14 protein-coding genes are annotated in these 18,869 nt (G+C 41.4%); 6 read left to right on the top strand and 8 right to left on the bottom strand.

What is annotated here, in order from left to right; all coding sequences use genetic code 11:
- Window positions 1-32 precede the first annotated feature (32 nt).
- Window positions 33-749, bottom strand: a complete 717-nt coding sequence (locus H6G05_RS00665; RefSeq protein WP_190575379.1) for a pyridoxine 5'-phosphate synthase — start codon at window positions 747-749, stop codon at window positions 33-35.
- A gap of 458 nt (window positions 750-1,207) precedes the next feature.
- On the opposite strand from H6G05_RS00665, the gene H6G05_RS00670 reads away from it, so the two are divergent.
- On the top strand, window positions 1,208-2,473 hold the full coding sequence (locus tag H6G05_RS00670; protein WP_199310228.1) for a methionine gamma-lyase family protein: 1,266 nt from the start codon (window positions 1,208-1,210) through the stop codon (window positions 2,471-2,473).
- A 33-nt stretch (window positions 2,474-2,506) separates the two neighbouring features.
- On the opposite strand, the gene H6G05_RS00675 is transcribed toward H6G05_RS00670, so the two are convergent.
- Window positions 2,507-3,772, bottom strand: a complete 1,266-nt coding sequence (locus tag H6G05_RS00675) for a two-component system response regulator (RefSeq protein ID WP_190575381.1) — start codon at window positions 3,770-3,772, stop codon at window positions 2,507-2,509.
- A 342-nt stretch (window positions 3,773-4,114) separates the two neighbouring features.
- Between H6G05_RS00675 and H6G05_RS00680 the strand changes: the two genes are divergently transcribed.
- Complete coding sequence (locus H6G05_RS00680) at window positions 4,115-5,644, top strand: DUF3086 domain-containing protein (RefSeq protein WP_242025171.1); 1,530 nt, start codon at window positions 4,115-4,117, stop codon at window positions 5,642-5,644.
- Between the two features lie 69 nt (window positions 5,645-5,713).
- Here H6G05_RS00680 and H6G05_RS00685 read toward each other — a convergent pair whose 3' ends face one another.
- A complete protein-coding gene (locus tag H6G05_RS00685) occupies window positions 5,714-6,538 on the bottom strand; it encodes a Tic22 family protein (RefSeq protein ID WP_190575383.1) in 825 nt (274 codons plus the stop codon).
- Between the two features lie 502 nt (window positions 6,539-7,040).
- Between H6G05_RS00685 and H6G05_RS00690 the strand changes: the two genes are divergently transcribed.
- Entirely contained in the window at window positions 7,041-8,462 is a 1,422-nt protein-coding gene (locus H6G05_RS00690) for a GTP-binding protein (RefSeq protein WP_190575385.1), read from the top strand.
- A 38-nt stretch (window positions 8,463-8,500) separates the two neighbouring features.
- Here H6G05_RS00690 and H6G05_RS00695 read toward each other — a convergent pair whose 3' ends face one another.
- From H6G05_RS00695 to H6G05_RS00705, 3 genes are all read right to left on the bottom strand, one after another.
- Window positions 8,501-8,917, bottom strand: a complete 417-nt coding sequence (locus H6G05_RS00695; protein WP_242025172.1) for a putative toxin-antitoxin system toxin component, PIN family — start codon at window positions 8,915-8,917, stop codon at window positions 8,501-8,503.
- Window positions 8,904-9,125: a hypothetical protein gene (locus tag H6G05_RS00700; RefSeq protein ID WP_190575387.1), complete on the bottom strand. Its 222-nt coding sequence runs from the start codon at window positions 9,123-9,125 to the stop codon at window positions 8,904-8,906. The genes H6G05_RS00695 and H6G05_RS00700 overlap by 14 nt, the downstream gene beginning before the upstream one ends.
- A gap of 61 nt (window positions 9,126-9,186) precedes the next feature.
- Window positions 9,187-11,376 (bottom strand): Piwi domain-containing protein, encoded by a 2,190-nt coding sequence (locus tag H6G05_RS00705; RefSeq protein ID WP_190575389.1) that lies wholly within the window; start codon window positions 11,374-11,376, stop codon window positions 9,187-9,189.
- Between the two features lie 253 nt (window positions 11,377-11,629).
- On the opposite strand from H6G05_RS00705, the gene H6G05_RS00710 reads away from it, so the two are divergent.
- On the top strand, window positions 11,630-12,412 hold the full coding sequence (locus H6G05_RS00710) for an MOSC domain-containing protein (RefSeq protein WP_190575391.1): 783 nt from the start codon (window positions 11,630-11,632) through the stop codon (window positions 12,410-12,412).
- 124 nt (window positions 12,413-12,536) lie between these two features.
- Here the strand turns inward: H6G05_RS00710 and H6G05_RS00715 are convergent, their stop codons facing one another.
- Window positions 12,537-14,033 (bottom strand): AAA family ATPase, encoded by a 1,497-nt coding sequence (locus H6G05_RS00715; RefSeq protein ID WP_190575393.1) that lies wholly within the window; start codon window positions 14,031-14,033, stop codon window positions 12,537-12,539.
- A 325-nt stretch (window positions 14,034-14,358) separates the two neighbouring features.
- Here H6G05_RS00715 and speA point away from each other — a divergent pair, with 325 nt between their 5' ends.
- On the top strand, window positions 14,359-16,284 hold the full coding sequence (speA, locus tag H6G05_RS00720) for a biosynthetic arginine decarboxylase (RefSeq protein ID WP_190575394.1): 1,926 nt from the start codon (window positions 14,359-14,361) through the stop codon (window positions 16,282-16,284).
- A 196-nt stretch (window positions 16,285-16,480) separates the two neighbouring features.
- On the top strand, window positions 16,481-17,692 hold the full coding sequence (locus tag H6G05_RS00725) for a lipid-A-disaccharide synthase-related protein (protein ID WP_190575396.1): 1,212 nt from the start codon (window positions 16,481-16,483) through the stop codon (window positions 17,690-17,692).
- Here H6G05_RS00725 and H6G05_RS00730 read toward each other — a convergent pair.
- On the bottom strand, window positions 17,684-18,817 hold the full coding sequence (locus tag H6G05_RS00730; RefSeq protein ID WP_190575398.1) for a hypothetical protein: 1,134 nt from the start codon (window positions 18,815-18,817) through the stop codon (window positions 17,684-17,686). The two genes, H6G05_RS00725 and H6G05_RS00730, sit on opposite strands and share 9 nt — an antisense overlap.
- Window positions 18,818-18,869 lie beyond the last annotated feature (52 nt).

Here is an 18,869-nt window from a genome sequence, read left to right on the forward strand (position 1 = left end):
CATAAAAGAAGGGGCGTGAAGCGCCCCTTCTTTTATGGATTTATTAATTCTTTCATTTCACGAATTGCTCTTTCTAAGCCAACTAATACAGCCCGACTGATGATGCTATGTCCAATATTTAATTCCTCCATTCCAGCAATTTGAGCAACCGCACGGGTATTCCAATAGGTTAGACCATGCCCTGAGTTGAGCCTCAGTCCTAGCTCGAGCGCTAACGCTCCACCTTTAGTTAATACTGCTAACTCCCGTTGAAGTTCTTCTTCATTTTTAGCATTGGCATACGTACCTGTATGCAACTCTACTAATTTTGCGCCAGTTCTTGCTGAAGCTTGAATTTGTTCTGTTTCCGCATCAACAAATAAACTGACAGGTATTCCTGCGCCTTGTAATTGATGGACAAATTTACCTAGGCGATCGCATTGCGCTTTCACATTTAATCCGCCCTCAGTTGTAATTTCTTCACGACGTTCAGGTACGAGCGTAATATAGTCGGGCTTCACATCAAGAGCGATCGCGACCATTTCGGGAGTAGCCGCCATTTCTAAATTCAGGCGAGTCCGTATAGTTTGCCTTAGCAGACGTACATCACGCTCTTGGATATGGCGACGGTCTTCTCGCAAATGTACAGTGATGCCATCAGCACCTGCTAGCTCAGCAATTACGGCCGCAGCCACAGGATCAGGTTCAGCCCCTCGACGAGCTTGGCGAATAGTAGCAATATGGTCAATATTTACTCCGAGCGTAGGCAAGGTTTTTTCCTCAAAAATTTTAAAAATATGATGTTGCTAAAGATGGCAGGATTTTAGGCTTAGGATGGGCAACATTTTGCGCCGTCCATCCTAAGCTCTGAATCATTACCAAAAATATTAATATCTATAGTGAAGTTAAGAGATTGGTACTTCTTCCTTATTTTAGGAACACTCATCTCCTACTTCATATGATACTAGAACAAATTCAAGCCTAGAAAGCAAAAGCAGCGTTTTCTGTCTTTATTTTAGTTTCTCAGCAATTCTCATTATGAAAACGATTTGGGTGTTTCCAGCGCCTTCGGCGCTGGAAACACCCAAATCGTTTTTTGAAAGCCCGCCAACGGCAGGCTTTCAAAAAACGATTTGTATAATGAGAATTGCTGTTAGTTTCTAGGTTTGCTAGACAAAATCATTCATCTTCGCGTAGGATCATAAGCCGCCAAAAAAATCTGAAATCAATGACCTCTGACAAAATGAAGTTGCTGGTCGCAGAAGCCGTTACAGCTCTTGCACCGACTTTTACCCAAATCGATCTCCATGTAAAAAACAATCTCGAACGGGTTTTACAAGCTTTTCGCGATCGCCGTGTGGGAGCGCATCACTTTGCAAGTGTGTCAGGCTATGGACATGGAGATATGGGGCGCGATGTTTTAGATGAGGTTTTCGCGCAAGTAATGGGTGCAGAATCTGCTGCTGTGCGCGTGCAGTTTGTTTCAGGAACCCATGCGATCGCCTGTTGTTTATTTGGGATTTTGCGCCCTTTAGATGAACTACTATCGGTTGTGGGTGCGCCCTATGACACGCTCGAAGAAGTCATCGGTTATCCTCTCACCTCCGATAGTCAAGGAACAGCCTATGCGGGTTCACTCAAAGATTTTGGCATCACCTATCGCCAAGTGGAACTTACACCCGAAGGAAATGTAAATTGGGAGGCTCTAGCAAAAGCGGTCAAACCTCAGACTCGTATGGTTTTGATTCAGCGCTCCTGTGGCTATGCATGGCGGCAAAGTCTTTCCATTGAAGATATTGAAAAAATTATCAAATTAGTTAAACAACAAAACTCAAATACCGTCTGCTTCGTTGATAACTGCTATGGCGAATTTATTAGCGATCGCGAACCAACGGCAGTTGGAGCCGATATCATCGCAGGTTCTCTAATCAAAAATCCTGGTGGCACGATCGCTACCGCAGGCGGATATATTGCAGGTAAAGCTGAATATGTGGAACTAGCAGCCCAAAGACTCACGGCTCCTGGTATTGGGCGTGAAGGCGGCGCAACTTTTGATCTCAATCGATTACTCTTTCAAGGACTATTCCTTGCTCCGCAAATGGTTGGAGAAGCAATGAAAAGCAGTCATCTCGCCGCCTATGTGTTTGATCAACTGGGTTACAAAGTCAAGCCACTTCCCTTTGAGCCTCGTCGGGACATCATTCAAGCAATTCAACTCGGAAATCCCCAAACATTAATTGAATTTTGCCGCAATCTTCAGCGCTTCTCGCCAATTGATTCCTATGTCGATCCCATCCCTGGGGAAATGCCTGGTTATGTCAGTCAGCTAGTCATGGCAGGTGGCACTTTCATTGATGGCAGTACTTTGGAGCTTTCCGCAGACGGTCCTTTACGGGAGCCTTACACAGTATTTCTTCAAGGAGGAACCCATTGGACGCATGTAGCGATCGCCCTTGAAAATTTCCAAATTGATGATTTATCAAAAGCACAATAAACAATTAGTGGTGCGTGGCAAAGCCACGCACCACTAATTGTTTATTGTGCTTCTAAATGTTGTATTACTTGCTAGCAGATTAGAGGCTGGTTCAGGTTCGAGCGGTTCTGAAAATAAATATCCTTGACCGTAGCATTCGTCTAGGGAAGAATTAAATAAGGTTTTTAACATTGTTAATTGCACAGGTGTTTCTATCCCTTCAACCACAACACTTTTTCCTAAAGTAAAGGCTAATGTGCCAATTGCTTTGACAATTATCCATTCTTCATTGTTAATAAAAGAACGATCTATTTTGAGAATATCAATCGGAAAATCAGTTAGTCGCCTCAGTGATGAATAGCCTGTACCGAAGTCATCAATACAAAACTGAATTCCTAAATCCTTTAACTGGTGGAGAATTTGTAAAGTGCGATCGCGATCGCCCATAACTGTACTCTCAGTTATTTCTAGCTTCAGACAATAGGGACTAATCTGATATTTTTTTAAAATCTCGCGAATATATTCTACTAAATTAAACTCTGACAATTGCTTTGTCGATACATTTACACTCATCGTCAAATTAGTATAATTAGGTAAAGATTGCTGCCAAATTTGTAATTGTTGACAAGCTGTACTCAATACCCACCGACCCACTGGATAGATTAAATCTGTTTTTTCGATAAGATCAATAAAATGAATAGGAGCAAGTAAACCTCGCTCTGGATGTTGCCAGCGAAGTAACGCCTCAAAACCAGTGATTAAATCAGTCTTAAAATTAACAATTGGCTGATAAAATAATCTCAAAGCATGACAGTCAATAGATTCTTTGACCTCTGAGTATAAATCCCAATTAAATCCTGTTAACGTAGAAATCTCTTTTTGTAAACTAATGTTTTGAGTTTCTAGGAGTTTAGTTTGTTCTAAAAGTTGTGCTTGTAAGGAACTTACTCGCAAATGAGTTTCTACCCTTGCTAAAACTTCAATTAAATGAAACGGTTTATTAATAAAATCAATACCACCAATAGCAAATGCTTCTACTTTCTCTTCTACATTTTCTATGGCACTAATGAAAATAATTGGTATTTGCTGAGTAATGGGATTATTCTTTAAATTACTACAAACTTCATATCCATCCATTTTAGGCATCTTGATATCTAATAAAATCAAGTTTGGTATCCTTGTGTTGGCAAGCTCGATTGCATCGGTTCCATTGGTAGCCTCCAAAACCGAGTAGCCTTGATTAGCCAGCATAATTGATAGAATTTGCAAGTTATATCGAGTATCATCAACAACAAGAATAGTAATATTACTTTTATTCATTAGAAATAGAAGACTCAACCAATCAATTATTAATCATATAGCATTTACCCTTTCTGTTATAGCGTTTTACAAATTGCATACTCATTTGCAAAACAAAAAATAATCACAATAAGGGTTAAGTTTTTTCACCTTGTCATAAACAAGATGTAAACCGCTGTAGGGGTAGATTAACACGGAGAAAATAGAGTCGTTGATGAAAGTCTAAGATCTTACAATTATTTATTAAAGCGGGATGTCAAAACTGAGATAGTAAAACTTGGTAATATGTTTTCATTAGCCCATAGCTATTCGCTATATTAAAAACTGGTATAAAATAGGTAAGCACGATGCGATGAGAACTTTATGGAGTCCGATCAGTTGTCTGTAGAAGAAAATTTACAGGAAAGTTTACAAGAAAATTTAGATCCATCTCACCAAGGAGAGTCCCCTGAAGCGATCGCTGTGTTAGCCAGTGGCGCAGTCAATGAGGTCGATGAATTTATCGATGAGTCTGTAGATGAAAATATTAAGATAGAACCAGCTACGACTGACAAAAACCTTGAGCAAGACCAAGTTCTTGAAGGAAAGGATATGCAGACTGAGGTGTTGATCGCGGCAGCTAGTGCAGAACTTGAACCAGAAACTCAGCCACAAGAAAGTTTAGATACCTCAGAAATATTAACAATCATTAATCAACTAAAGCAAGAAGAGTCTGAACTTAGAGCAGAGCTAGATCGTCTCAAAACTACCAAGTCTAAAGTTTTACAAGACCAGTTAGACGATTTACAGGCAGGCATTATTCGCTTAGCTCAAGCTGATGTTGCTCGGCTCGAATATCAAAAGCAAGAACTACAAGCGGCGATCGCTGTCCTTGAAAAGCGCAAAGAACGTCTTGACAAAGAAATGACTAGTACCTATGCAGGTACATCCCAAGACATTGCAATTCGTGTGCAAGGATTTAAAGACTATCTTGTTGGTAGCTTGCAAGATTTGGTAGCTAGTGCTGAAAAATTAAACCTTGTCGCTCCCTCCGCCCAGCCTGTAGTTGAAGCAATCTCACCTAAAGAAAAGCAACCATCTAAAGAACCTGAACCCTTACGACTATCTGAGCAAACCTTTGCAGAGTATAAACAACGGGTTGATCAGCTTTTAGATCGTTACCGCACCCTGCCTGATTACTATGGACCAGCATGGAAACTCAGACGCACCTTTGAGCAAGTTCATGCCGATCGCGTTTCTAAGTGGTTTTTTGAGCAGTCTGGACGTGGAGCAATCCGCACGATGGGAACGCGCTTACAAAATATTCTGGTCACCTCGGCAGCTATCTCTATATTAAAAGCTGTTTACGGTGAAAAATTGCGGGTACTAGTCCTTGCGACTTCCCCCGAACGCCTCGGCGAATGGCGGCGTGGTTTTCAAGACTGTTTAGGATTGACCAGAGAGCATTTTGGCTCTGACAAGGGTATTGCTCTATTTGAAGATCCTGAACCTTTAGCGACTAAAGGCGATCGCCTCGTCAAAGAAGGTCTAAGCCCTTTAGTAGTTATTGACGAGTCTGAAGAACTGATCTCTGTGGATTTGCTAAGATTCCCACTTTTAATTGCTTTTGGCGGCGCACCTGACTCGAAACCTGCGGCTCCCTCTGCTTACATGAATCGCGACATGAATCGTGATAACAGCCGCGAAAGCCAAAATAATCGTGATTACGTCCGTGATTCCCCACGAGATAATCCCAGAGATATGGGGCGTGATTATGCTCCCAAAGAACGGGATAATCGCGACTATGGTTCACGCGACTATTCAAGTCGTAACTATGGCGATCGCGACTCTCGTGATACTGGCTATGGAAATAGTCGTGGACGCAACAATCAAGATTCTGATTGGGACTGGTAAAAAAAGAGGAGCGTCGATGCGCTCCTCTTTTTTTCGAGATAATCAAAAAGGGCGCGACGCGCCCTTTTTTTATTTCTTAGCTGGAGTTGCTTGAGGTGCTAGCTGAGGAGTAGCTGATTGCTTAGTATTTTTGAGAATGTACTCAAAAGAAGTACGCGATGGCACAAACTGGAAGCGCTCAACTTCGGGGTTGGGTTTATTATCCTTGGACACCATCGAGTCTAAAACTTGGAACAATGAAGCAACTTGGATCTTAGTTGCCTTAGCTACATCGGGTTGATCTTTACTAGCGCGATCAAGCAGGTTTTGGAGGTCAGTTTTATCCAAAAAGAAAGGCACAACTTGCTCTTTCTTGCCATTTTGATCAATGCTCATGGTTAGCAAACCTTGGTTATTGGCTTGACCACCGATCGCAAAGAAAACAGGCACATTCGGAATTTTGTCCGCCGCCACCCCTTGAGCCGTCAGAATTGTCCTTGCTGAGTCAATACTGGCTCTAGAAGGGATAAACTGGAAAACGACCTTTTTATCTTTATTTTCACGAATCACTTTGTAAGCATCATTCATCGATCTCACGATGATCTGAGCCTTTTTGCCAACCTCAGGATTCGATTTTTGGACTTGGCTGAGCATCATTTGAGCTTCGTCGGGTCCAAGGAAGAAAAACAAAAGCTGGCTGTCATCAGGCTTAGCATTTGGTTGCTGAGGCACTGCACCTAAGAGAGGTGAGCCTTTATCATCGGTAATTGTGAAAACAGGAATACTGCCCAATCTCTCCAAAACTTGGGCTTCGGTGAGGGCTTCAGCTTTGAGAGTAAATATGGGACTAACAGCGATCGCCCCTGCGACACCTGCGGTGGCTGCTAGACTAACCAACGACTTGAATACGGACATATTTCTCCTAGCTACAATACTATTTAGGTTTATTTGGGATGTGGTCTGTAAAAACAACTGTGTTGAATGAGCCTTGAAAAGCTAAAAGTCAAAGGTAATGATTGTCTGAAAGTAACTTTCTGGCAACTTTAACAATATCTCACTTAAAAAGACAACCTTTTTATACCAGTTTCAGACTAGTTTTGTGAGGAAATTGTTACCCCCTAAGACTCGAATATCATAAGTATAGTTCCTCACAACCAGAAGTAAAGTTACGGCACTTCGCGCCGCAACTTTACTAAAATTAAACGTAGGATGGGTTAGCGATCGCCTAATACCAATTTAAAAAAGTGTAAGAACACTTTTTTAAATCAAAAACCACCCTCCGTATAGGTTATGCCAAAACTAAAAATGGCTGCGCCATTTTTAGTTTTGGCATAACCCATAATTATTTGTAGGATGCCTTAGTGCAGCGTAAAGCATCCTACAAATAATTAAGACTTCTTCTTTACCTAGCGATGTTATGCCACAAGACGAAAACTTTCTTAGCTTTGATGAAATTTTTGAGGAGTTAAATTATCGCCAAGCACAGCGCACATTGCGAGATATTGTGGCTAATCTGGACTTGTCAGAACGAGAGCGGCGTGGACTAGAGGAGCCACTCGAAGAGCTTCAGCAAATGTTAGACAAGTTAGAGCGTCAAGTTCTCCAAATAGCAGTATTTGGCATGGTGGGACGGGGCAAATCGTCGGTACTCAATGCGCTGATGGGTGGGCAAGTTTTCGAGACAGGTCCCCTGCATGGTGTCACTACCAGTCGGCAAGCCGCCGAGTGGCAAATATCGCGAGAGGCGATGCAAACTAACGGCGATCGCACAATTCTGAAGGCTTCATTTCAAGGACGAGGTGAGGCAAGAATCGAATTGATTGATACACCTGGGATTGATGAGGTGGATGGAGAAGGTCGTGCCGAATTAGCCAAACGCATCGCCCAACAAGCGGATTTAATTTTATTTATCGTTGCGGGTGACATTACTAAGGTTGAGTATGATGCCCTTTCCGAACTCAGGGGCGCTAGTAAACCGATCCTGCTGGTATTCAACAAAATTGACCAATATCCACCTGAAGATCGGCTAGCTATTTATGCCAAAATCCGTGATGAGCGGGTACGAGAGCTATTAACTGAAGATGAAATTGTAATGACGGCTGCTTCGCCGCTTGTGGCAAAAGCGATCCGTCAGCCCGATGGCTCCTTTGAGGCTGAGCTAGTCAATGGCAAGCCCCAAATTGAAGATTTAAAGCTAAAAATTCTGGAAGTACTCGATCGCGAAGGTAAATCTCTGATTGCGCTAAATACGATGATGTTTGCGGATATGGTGCAGGAGCGCGTAGTCCAACGCAAAATGTTTGTACGCGATCGTCAAGCTAATCGCATCATCTGGAATTGCGTCATTACTCAAGCCGTGGCGATCGCCGTTAATCCCTTCACTGTAGTGGATGTGATTACCAGCGCTATTATTGATGTCTCGATGATCGTGGCGCTATCCAAGCTTTATGGCATAAATATGAGCAACCGTGGCGCAATTTCACTGATGCAAAAAATAGCGATCGGTATGGGTGGCATCAGCGCCAGTGAATTTCTGGCTACCTTCGGCTTAAGTTCTCTTAAAGGTTTGCTGGGTATTGCCACGCCTGTGACAGGTGGTTTAACTCTGGGTGGTTATGTGTCAGTTGCGATCGCTCAAGCAGGTGTAGCAGGTTTCTCGACCTATGCCCTAGGGCTAGTCACCAAGGAATATCTTGCTAATGGTGCATCTTGGGGAGCCGATGGTCCCAAAGCTGTGGTTAAAAGGATCTTAGAAACCATTGATGAAGACTCAATCCTAGCCAGAATCAAAGATGAACTCCGCGCCAAAATTGACCTGAGAAGGTTGAGAAAGGTCTAGAGATGTAATTTTGTCTTTGTCGTGGTCTGCGATCGCTCTTAAGAAATTTTGAGAAAGGCTGCTGGAGTAAAAATCGGGATATTTCTGAAGGGATGCAAAACTAATAAGTCTCGATCGCCTGTTATCAAATAGTCGGCTTTGCCATTAATTGCTAACTCTAGAAATTTATCATCTTTGCGATCACGGCACTCATTAACGGATTCCGTGATGTCGATGAGTTCAGACTGCTGAGCGAGTTGAGCAACAAACTCTGAACGAATTGATGGGTCTACATATTTATCAAATTTTGGGCGATTTAACACTGCTTGTAATTCTTCAAGGGTGGCGATGGAAATGAGGATAATCCCTGATTGCCTGATTGATGTTACGGCGCGATCGGGGATGGATGAGGCAATGAGAACACTACTGACTAGAGTATTTGTATCGATGACAAATCTAAGCTTAGGCATCATCATTCAAGATCTCGTTTAGGATTTCTTGGGTTAACCCATTGGCTTTCGCTTGAGCTTGCATTTCTAGAATAATTTCTTCTAGAGATCTGCTATTCATAATTTGTTTAAGCCATCCATTAAGGATGATTTGCATTTTCTGGCGTTCTATCAAGTTTGCGGCTTGATATGCTTTTGCAATTTCTGGTTCAACTTCGATGCTGATGGTTTCCATAACTTACCTATATTAATAATTGCTTTGTTGACATCAATACTGAATATTGTCATAACCTTCCTTATAGCCAGTAAGGTATGCTTCCTTCAAGATCTTTAGGTTTGATACCTTTTAGGGCTAAATAACCAATCTTGTCACTAAAATGAATACTTACTGGTGATCGTGTTCCTCTAAGCGAACCATAATGCAGAAGAGTCAAGGATAAAACTGAGTGAATAGCTTTCTCGATTGTAAATGGAGATTCAGTGCGAATTTGCAAGGGTTGAGGAGTAGAGTTTTTGAAGGGTGGCAATGATGACACCAAAAAAGCCTTAGTATCACTTAATTTGAATGCATCACCCTTACAAGGTTGCACCACTTCTTTTTTTATCTTTGTTTCCTGAGTTTCTTTATCAAAATATTCTGATTCTTGCAAAGAATAAATTCTAGGTACAGCCTCTTTAACTACTTCAACGAGATAAAATTCTGCCCCAATTTGTTTAGCCCATGATCTTAATATTTCTTTCTCATTGCCACGAAATAAGCCATCTCTATGGATAACTACTCGTTTACCTTGAAATTCGTTGATGGGAAATAAACTTTGCAACACATTTGCTGGGATAGTCTCACCTTCTAGTGGAGCATCATGAATGCGATATCGCATTAAATCTCCATTATTAAAGTAAATACGAGCTATAGCAGTAGCGTTAACACTTCCAACAAGATTTTGCTTTTTTTGTCGGGCAACATCAAGTCCTATTACCAAATCAGCATAGGGTAATGGTTGAGCCAAAGTAAATGGAGTGTTTCCTGTCTTGCCTAATATGCCTAAGGCAATATTGCCAAGGGCAAAGGTATTTGAAGTTGTTGATCTTTCAATATATTGACTGGGTATGCCACGACCTACAGCTATAGACTTAAATTCATAATACGCACTCCCTTCATCGTCAGAATCATCATCAAAAAAAGCCAAAATAATATCAGGTTGTTTTTCTTGCAGGATATTGATCGCTTCTTCTATCCTTACTCTTGAATCTTCTTGAATAGTTTTTAAACCTATATACTCACACTTGAATTTGAATTTGTTTAATTCTCTTTTTAAAGCAGGACAAAATTTATTTGAGTCTTCTGATTTAATGCCCAAATCTTCTGTGTTTTGCCCTTTAATAATAGCTATGCGAATTGGTTTATCTTCCGAAAATTTATCTGCTCTTTTATACACTCCGTATTTTTGAAGATTACTTAACATATCCTCATGCCTTCCAATCTGAGAATTACCAAAACAAAGATTGGAACTAAAGCTTAGCTTTTCAGAGTCCAAAAATAAAGCTTGCTGTCTTGAGGAAGCATAGGCAGATTTGATAAGATCTTTTTTCTTGGCAATTTCAGATATTAGCTTTACGAGTTCAGATCTTAATTTGGGTTCTATCTTTAAAATGTTTAAGGCTTTCTTAGAATCTATCCCAAAACGATTGTAATCTCCTGACCTAACAATAATTCGTAAGCTACTAACAAGATAGTCATAACGAGATATTCCAACAGAAACAACTAATTCATCATCAGACGCTTTAGAAATAGAAGATTTAGTTTCAGATTTTTTTGTTAAACTAATAAGTCTATTTCTATGTTCGCTAAGCTGTCCTGTTATCGACAAAACCTCACCTTTGAAGTCAGAATTTTTATCTGATACCATTAATCCTACAAGCTTATTTGGATCAGATATTTGGGCTAAATAAGTTTTCAGATCTTGTTTGTAAGTTTGTTTGGATTCGATAGAAATAGATACTGACGCTTTACCGTTGACGACCCATCCTCTTGTTCTATATGTCCTCTCTATTTTTACCTTACCAAGATCGTGATCTCGAATTGACAATATTGACTTTATTTCTCTATCAATATCGGGAAATAGTCCATTAGCAACAAAATCTGCTTGTATTTGAGGTGCAGTTTCAAAATCTTCGTCAAACGTAATTCTTTGTAAATTTCTGAAAGTATTGACCTGTTCTTGCCAAAGAGATTCCAAGATAGTCATGATTTCAGACTCAGATAACAACTTATCGGTAATAATCCTTTCTGAACTCCATATCCAATGCCCTCCAAATTCAACTTTTAATCGATACGTTAATTTCCAGCCAATTTCAGAAGTATCACTATTCCCCATTGTTAATCTGTAAGCAAACAATCTTGGTAGTACCGAAATATTAACTGGGAAAACTTCTGTAAACGTATGCATTTGATTTATATTTTTTAAATCTAGCTTCAGCACTGACATTATTTTAATAGTTTAAAGAGCTTTATACAAATTATTTAAAATACAAATTTAGTGCGATCGCCCATTTTGTTAATCATTTTAAAGGATCCAAGCAAGTCTCAAATAAAATAAGACCAAAATAAAATAGTTATGCGGATACTATCCCTTAGTACCCTGCGAGACTTATGGGAAAAATATCCCGAAGTAGAAAAAGTCCTAAAAATTTGGTGAGACTAAGTATCTCATACTAAATTAAATTAATCGTATCTAAATTATGGCAAAGCTCAGTAAAATCCTGATTTTCCCAATCAAATCCCTCGATCCGATCGCTTTAGATGAAGTTGAGATATCTGAAGGTGGGGCATTAAAAGGCGATCGCGAATTTGCCATGTTTGATAATGGTGGCAAATATATCAATGCCAAGCGCTATCCTCAGATTCATTTAATTAGAGCAAAGTACGAATTAAGCGATCGGTTAGTGCATTTGCAGCTCCAAGAGCATAATGATACTGCCACATTCCATTTAGATCGTGATCGCAATTCTCTCACTAGCTGGCTAAGTGCATTTTTTGAGCAGCCTGTAAAAATTCGGCAAAATACTATTAATGGGTTTCCCGATGATCCTGAAGCATGGGGAGCAACTGTAATCTCTGAATCAACTCTTGCCACTGTGCAGAGTTGGTATGTAAGTCCTCCAATTAGCTTTGAGCAAATTCGCGATCGCTTCCGTACCAATTTAGAAATAGCTGATACCGAACCATTTTGGGAAGATCATTTGTTTGCGAAATCTGGTGAAACAGTTCCCTTCAAAATTGGAGATGTTCAGTTTCTTGGTACAAATCCCTGTCAGCGTTGCCCAGTACCTACTCGCGATCCCTTTACTGGTCAAGTTTATCCTGAATTTCAAAAGATCTTCACTCGTCAACGAGAAGCAACTTTATCCACAAACATAGAGCGATCGCGTTTCAATCATTTCTATCGTCTGGCGCTAAATACACGCATTCCTCTAACAGAAGCTGGCAAGATTCTAAAAATAGGCGATTCTATTAGTACGTAGCTGGACAGAAGAAGCTAAGATTGAGATCTCCGACTTTTTCTTTGCTAGCACATATAAATTTTGATAAGCAAAGAAAAAGTCGGAGATCTGGGCTTTTACTTAAACCATTTGCCGCGCTTAGTTTTTACTTGTTGAAAACATTCTGTCTGGAAGCTAGCCTTGCTTTGCCTGAAGCTGCCCATTCTTGCAGAACCTGAATTTCCTGCTGAGCCGTTTGTGCTAATGGCACAATTTGACTAGCGGCTTCGAGGATGTCATCGGTGGTGAAGTCACGATTTTGACTGAAGCCAATATGCATCGCTTCGATGATCCCCTGTTCAATTTCCGCTCCTGAAAAATCGGGCGTTTCGTAGGCGAGGCGATCGATGTCGTAGGCGCGAGTATTATGGGGGCGATATTTGCCTAGATGCACAGCAAAAATCTGCGATCGCTCCTCTTGGTTTGGCAAGCCTACGAAGAATACTTCATCGAATCGACCTTTACGCAAAAGTTCAGGCGGTAAAGCACGAATATTATTTGCCGTAGCCACCACAAATACAGGCGAAGTCTTTTCCGCCATCCATGTTAAGAAAGTTCCAAATACGCGATTGGTCGTTCCTGAATCACCCCGACCTTCAACACCTGAGAAAGCCTTATCTATTTCATCAATCCATAATACGCAGGGAGAGAGTGCTTCCGCTAGCTGAATCATTTGCCTTGTGCGGGATTCACTCTCGCCCACTAGTCCCGCAAAAAGACGACCAACATCAAGACGTAATAGAGGCAAATGCCAGTGGTGAGAAATAGCCTTCGCCGTGAGGGATTTGCCAGTACCTTGGATTCCTGCTAATAGCAAGCCTCTAGGATGGGGTAAGCCATACTTACGGGCGCGATCGCTAAAAGCTCCACCTCGTCTTAGCAACCATTCCTTGAGATTATCTAAACCACCGATATCGCTAATTTCTGTAGTCGATGGATAGAACTCTAAGATCTGTGTTTGGCGAATACTTTGACGCTTTTCTTCAAGGATTAATTCGACATCTTCGGGACGCAAGCAATTATTTTCAGCGATCGCTTTGGCTAATACCCGTCTGATGCGCTCTAGAGATAAGCCTTGGCTAGCCCGCACTAAATCATCGATCGCCTGTTTATTTAATTGCAGATCATTAGCTGAGTTTGTGGAATTAGCGATTTGTTCAATTTCTATTTTCAGTTCACTAGGATTGGGAAGTGGAAATTCGAGAATTGAGAAAAACTCACTGAGGCTATCGGGAATACTAATTTGTGAAGCAAGCACAATAATATTTTGCGCTTCACTTTTGAGCTTACGGGCAAGGTTTTTCAGCTTACGGGCGATCGCCACATCATCAAGAAAACGATCAAAATCTCGTAACACAAACACTGCACCTTTGGGGATTTTATCCACAAATTCTAAAGCTTGGAGGGGATTGCGTTTACCAGCCCCCGCATCAGTAGGATTGGATTGATAGCCATCGACAAAATCCCAAATAAATACGCTACGACCAAGGGATTTTGCTACATTGGTAATCACGGCTTCGACCCGTTCCTCTTCGGCTGAAGGTATATAAATCAAAGGATAACGGGCGCGGAGGGTGAGATTTAAGTCAGCTTCAAAATTCATTGATCAGTAAGCCGTGAGTAAAACGCTAGAATATCTACAGCCTATAATCTACAGCAAACTATAGCAATAGTGGCAACAGCAATATACCCAAACACAAAATGGGGTAGCCATTTTGTGTTTTTAAAACCCTTCCTAGGTTTGATTTTTAATTCTCGAAAGTGTAGCCACACTTTCGAGAATTGGTATTACCTATTTGTTCAAAAAGATCTAGACGAATTATGGGCTTAGCACCTAGATTTAGTTGATAGTGCTAAAGTTGATACGGTCAGCTTAAAGCGCCGATGATTCCAGCTATGTAGATCAAGGTTTGTAGGGTTTATTAACAATGTTGCAAGAGATTCAGTTACCTGTCGTTGCCGATACAAAAAAGTGGACAATTCAAGATAGTGAGACCCTTTATCGCATCAATGGCTGGGGTGAACCTTATTTTAGTATTAACGAGGCTGGTCACGTAACTGTCTCCCCCAAAGGCGATCGCGGGGGGTGTATTGACCTGTTTGAACTGGTAAATGATCTCAAACAAAGGGGATTGCGATCACCGATTCTAGTCAGATTTTCTGATATTCTCGCCGATCGCATTGAACGGCTTAATTCCACCTTTGCCAAGGCGATCGCCCGTTATAACTACAATGGCGTTTATCGTGGCGTTTTTCCTGTCAAAGTCAATCAGCAACGGCAATTGGTGGAAGAAATTGCCAAGTATGGAAAACCCTTTCAGTTTGGTTTGGAGGCAGGTTCTAAACCCGAATTATTAATTGCCCTTGCTACCTTACGCACCCCTGGTTCACTGCTGATTTGTAATGGCTACAAAGATGCTGAGTATATTGAAACAGCTCTACTGGCTCGAAAATTGGGACAAAATACGATCATTGTGATCGAGCAGTTGGAAGAAGTGGAAATGATCATCCGTGCTGCCACAAAGTTAGGAATTGCGCCTGTGGTCGGTGTCCGCGCTAAGCTTAGTGCAAAGGGACTAGGACATTGGGAAGACTCCACAGGCGATCGCGCTAAGTTTGGTTTGAGCATGTGGGAAATTCTCGAAACCGTCGAACAGTTGGAAGCCGCAAATATGCTGGATTCCCTCAAATTACTGCACTTTCACATTGGTTCTCAAATCAGTAATATCAGCACGATCAAAGACGCACTGCGGGAAGCAGGTCAAATCTATGTGCAGCTTACGACCCTAGGTGCACCAATGGGACATCTCGATGTTGGTGGTGGTTTGGGCGTAGATTACGATGGCTCCAAGACGAATTTCTATGCTTCCAAGAACTACAGTATGCAAAACTATGCCTACGATATCGTGGCAGCAATTAAGGATGCTTGTACCGAAAAGGGAATTCCAGTGCCTACCTTAACTAGCGAAAGTGGTCGGGCGATCGCTTCTCATCAGTCAGTTCTAATTTTCGATGTCGTGGGTATTAGTGGAATTCCGAATCAAGCGATTGAGCCTTTACAAGAAGATGAACATTTAATTATTCGTAATCTCTTCGAGACTCTAGAAAACATCAATGAAAATAACTATCAAGAGATTTATCATGATGCCGTTCAGTTTAATCAAGAGGCGATTAGTCTGTTTACCTTTGGCTACCTCACCCTAAGACAACGCGCTAGAGTGGAACGCCTATTTTGGGAATGTTGCGATCGCATTCTCAAGGTAACTCGCAAACTTAACTATGTCCCCGACGATCTAGAAGATCTAGAAAAAGCGATGGCGCTGACTTACTATTGCAATTTCTCAGTATTTCAGTCTGCGCCAGATAGTTGGGCGATCGACCAACTATTTCCGATTATGCCGATCCATCGCCTCAATGAAGAACCGAACTGTCGCGGCACGATCGCGGATTTAACCTGTGATAGTGATGGCAAAATTGATCGCTTTATCGATTTGCGTGATGTCAAATCCACTTTAGAATTACATCCTTTCATTGCGGAAGAGCCTTACTTTTTAGCTTTATTCCTTGGTGGAGCCTATCAAGAAATTCTTGGTGATTTGCATAATTTGTTTGGTGATACTGATGCCGTACATATTCATGCAACGCCTACAGGCTATAAGGTTGAGCATGTAATTAAGGGGGACTCGATGACTGAGGTGTTAGCCTATGTCCAGTACAATCGTGACTCGATGCTAGAGAATATTCGCCAAGAGACGGAACGCGCTCTCCAAGAGAAGCAAATCACTCTTGATGAAGCAAGGTTGTTCTTACAAAAATATGAGCATTGCCTAAATGGTTACACCTATTTAAGCTAATCACAACCCCAAACTATTGTGGTGGATGATGCTCACCACAATAGTTTGGGGTTTTATCTGATTGGCGAACCTCAACACATATTAAGCATAATGTCGCAGTTTCCACTAAAGTTACATTAGCCCTCTACTGATTTGTTGAGCATCTCGCTCAACAAATCAGTAATTCAGAATTGCACATTAGAGTTTTTGGTAAAACGTGGAAATTTTATGTATCAGTAACGGACATGGTGAAGATATCATTGCTGCCCGTATCTGCATTGAACTAGAAAAGTTAGGATTTTCAGCGATCGCCTTGCCGCTTGTGGGTGTGGGACATGCCTATGCTAAAGCCAATATCCCGATCGTCGAAAAGTTTACACAGGTGATGCCATCGGGGGGATTTGTCCGTATGGATAGCCGTCAGTTAGCCCGTGATGTCAAAAGTGGATTGGTGGGGCTAACTCGTAAACAATTGGGCTTTGTGTGGAAATGGTCTCGCGAAAACCGCAGAAGCAAACGGCTAATTTTAGCGGTAGGTGATATTGTGCCATTGCTATTTGCTTGGTTGCCATCCCAGTTTGGCGGTTGTAATTTTGTGTTTGTCGCCACAGCTAAGTCAGAATATTATTGGCGCGATCGCAAAAGTAATTTGCCTCATGTCAAAAAGCCTTTTGGCGGCTCGATCTTTTTTCCTTGGGAACGCGCTTTGATGAATAGCGATCGCTGTAAGGCAGTATTTGTCCGTGATCTGCTAACTGCCGAGATCTTAAATCAAGATTTTAAACTACCTGCGGTTTATCTCGGTAACTCGATGATGGATGGGCTAGAACCTAAGGGGCTTAATTTTGGTATTGGTGAAGATGAATGGGCGGTAGCGATTTTACCTGGTTCGCGATCGCCTGAAGCCTACGAAAACTGGATGACCTTGATGCTTTGCGCTCAAGTTGTTTCCCGTGCAATTCCCCATAATGTCCATTTCTTAGTAGCGATCGCCCCAGATTTAGATATAGAAGTCATTGGGCAGAGCATTATTCAAAAGGGTTGGCTACGCATTGATGAAACTACTTTTAAGGTTCAGAATGCACGGCTAATTCTCTTGCAAGATGGCTTTAGTGATTGTCTGCATCAATGTCATTTAGGTTTGGCAATGGCGGGAACTGCAACGGAGCAGATGGTGGGTTTAGGTAAGCCTGTAATTACGATCGCTGGAAATGGTCCTCAATTTACGCGCAAATTTGCTGAAGAACAAACGGATTTATTAGGATGTTCGATCAACTTGATCGAAAAACCTGCTCAAGTTGCCGATGTTCTCAATGAGATTTTGCAAGATCCTGATTACTTTCAAGCAGTAAGTCGCAATGGCGAGGAGCGCATGGGGCAAGCAGGAGCATCGGCACGAATTGCTAAATATATTAGCGATTTAAGCTAAGAAACTCACCCCAAAAATAATAAAACCTAAAAGTAAGCTGGTGACATTAGTAAGTAAACTGAGCAATCCAGCTTGCTTTAAGGATAATTGCCCCAGACTTAGAGTGGATATTAACCATGCTTCATAGACTACCGCAAAAATTTCAGAAATTGGCAACGTAAAACGATAGGGAATTCCTTCGGCGATCGGAATACGATTTCCGTAACCAAACCAAAGAGCGATAAAACCGCCGAGGATGTTCATGCCGATAAAGATCAGCAAAGAGAAGAAGACAATTTTTTTAGAGGAAGCTTGGCGCTCTACATGCATAGCCAAACTATAGAACATGGCTACAAATAAAGAGCTAATTCCAAAGTACCGTCCTAAGAGAATTTGAAATGGTTCCAAAGATGGAAAAAATGACCAAACTACTGGATAGCTAAATAGATTGACCATCGCGATCGCTATCAATACTCTAAAAATCTTTGGCTGGGATGCTTTGCGCCACCATAAAAAAATTGCACCTACCAATAGTTCAGAGGTAATTGTCAGAAGCCATCCAGTCAAAAACATCTGACTTGTATATTCTTGAACGGGCGTTAAAATAAAATATGCAAGTTTATCCTCTTCTTGAATTACCTGCAAAGAATCCTGAGTAACTTGTACTTGCCAAACACCGCTATGGGGAAAAGATGCAGCTTTTTCTCTAGGATTTTTTAAAAGCACAGGGCTTAGCCGTAGGCGATCAGAAAACTGTCCAATTAGCCTAAACCATTTATTGGGATCTTCTTGAGGTTTCGTTCTATCTACGGGAAAAGTATTAACAAGATCGCTAACCAATAAGCAGCGATCGCTAGCACAGGTAAATCGGTAGCTTTTATCTATGTTCAAGGCAACGGCTGGGGATTTTAAACAGCCCTCATCGCGACATTCACCATATTGAATAAACAACCTTGGCTGCTCACAAGTAGCTGTATTACATTCAACTATCTGTAAGCCTTGCAGGGTTTGTTGACCTACTGGATAAGAGAATGTGAACCAGTTCATTGGAGGTGGAGGTGGAGCATTAGCGCTAGCGGTCGAAGCGAATAAGACAATCATTGCGATCGCCAAAACTCCGATCAATTTCGACAACTTCCATTTCATAGATTAATAGCCCAGTTTTGCTAAAATTAGAACTTTCTTTTGTTTTTAGCGA

The organism is Phormidium tenue FACHB-1050 (assembly GCF_014696925.1).
GTDB lineage: Bacteria > Cyanobacteriota > Cyanobacteriia > Pseudanabaenales > Pseudanabaenaceae > Pseudanabaena.

Excerpts from the sequence above, each read along its gene's own strand:
- H6G05_RS00680 (WP_242025171.1), top strand. The coding sequence starts at position 4,115 with ATGGAGTCCGATCAGTTGTCTGTAGAAGAAAATTTACAGGAAAGTTTA.
- H6G05_RS00675 (WP_190575381.1), bottom strand. The coding sequence starts at position 3,772 with ATGAATAAAAGTAATATTACTATTCTTGTTGTTGATGATACTCGATAT.
- H6G05_RS00700 (WP_190575387.1), bottom strand. The coding sequence starts at position 9,125 with ATGGAAACCATCAGCATCGAAGTTGAACCAGAAATTGCAAAAGCATAT.
- H6G05_RS00685 (WP_190575383.1), bottom strand. The coding sequence starts at position 6,538 with ATGTCCGTATTCAAGTCGTTGGTTAGTCTAGCAGCCACCGCAGGTGTC.
- H6G05_RS00715 (WP_190575393.1), bottom strand. The coding sequence starts at position 14,033 with ATGAATTTTGAAGCTGACTTAAATCTCACCCTCCGCGCCCGTTATCCT.
- H6G05_RS00730 (WP_190575398.1), bottom strand. The coding sequence starts at position 18,817 with ATGAAATGGAAGTTGTCGAAATTGATCGGAGTTTTGGCGATCGCAATG.
- H6G05_RS00695 (WP_242025172.1), bottom strand. The coding sequence starts at position 8,917 with ATGATGATGCCTAAGCTTAGATTTGTCATCGATACAAATACTCTAGTC.
- speA (WP_190575394.1), top strand. The coding sequence starts at position 14,359 with ATGTTGCAAGAGATTCAGTTACCTGTCGTTGCCGATACAAAAAAGTGG.
- H6G05_RS00705 (WP_190575389.1), bottom strand. The coding sequence starts at position 11,376 with ATGTCAGTGCTGAAGCTAGATTTAAAAAATATAAATCAAATGCATACG.
- H6G05_RS00670 (WP_199310228.1), top strand. The coding sequence starts at position 1,208 with ATGACCTCTGACAAAATGAAGTTGCTGGTCGCAGAAGCCGTTACAGCT.
- H6G05_RS00690 (WP_190575385.1), top strand. The coding sequence starts at position 7,041 with ATGCCACAAGACGAAAACTTTCTTAGCTTTGATGAAATTTTTGAGGAG.
- H6G05_RS00710 (WP_190575391.1), top strand. The coding sequence starts at position 11,630 with ATGGCAAAGCTCAGTAAAATCCTGATTTTCCCAATCAAATCCCTCGAT.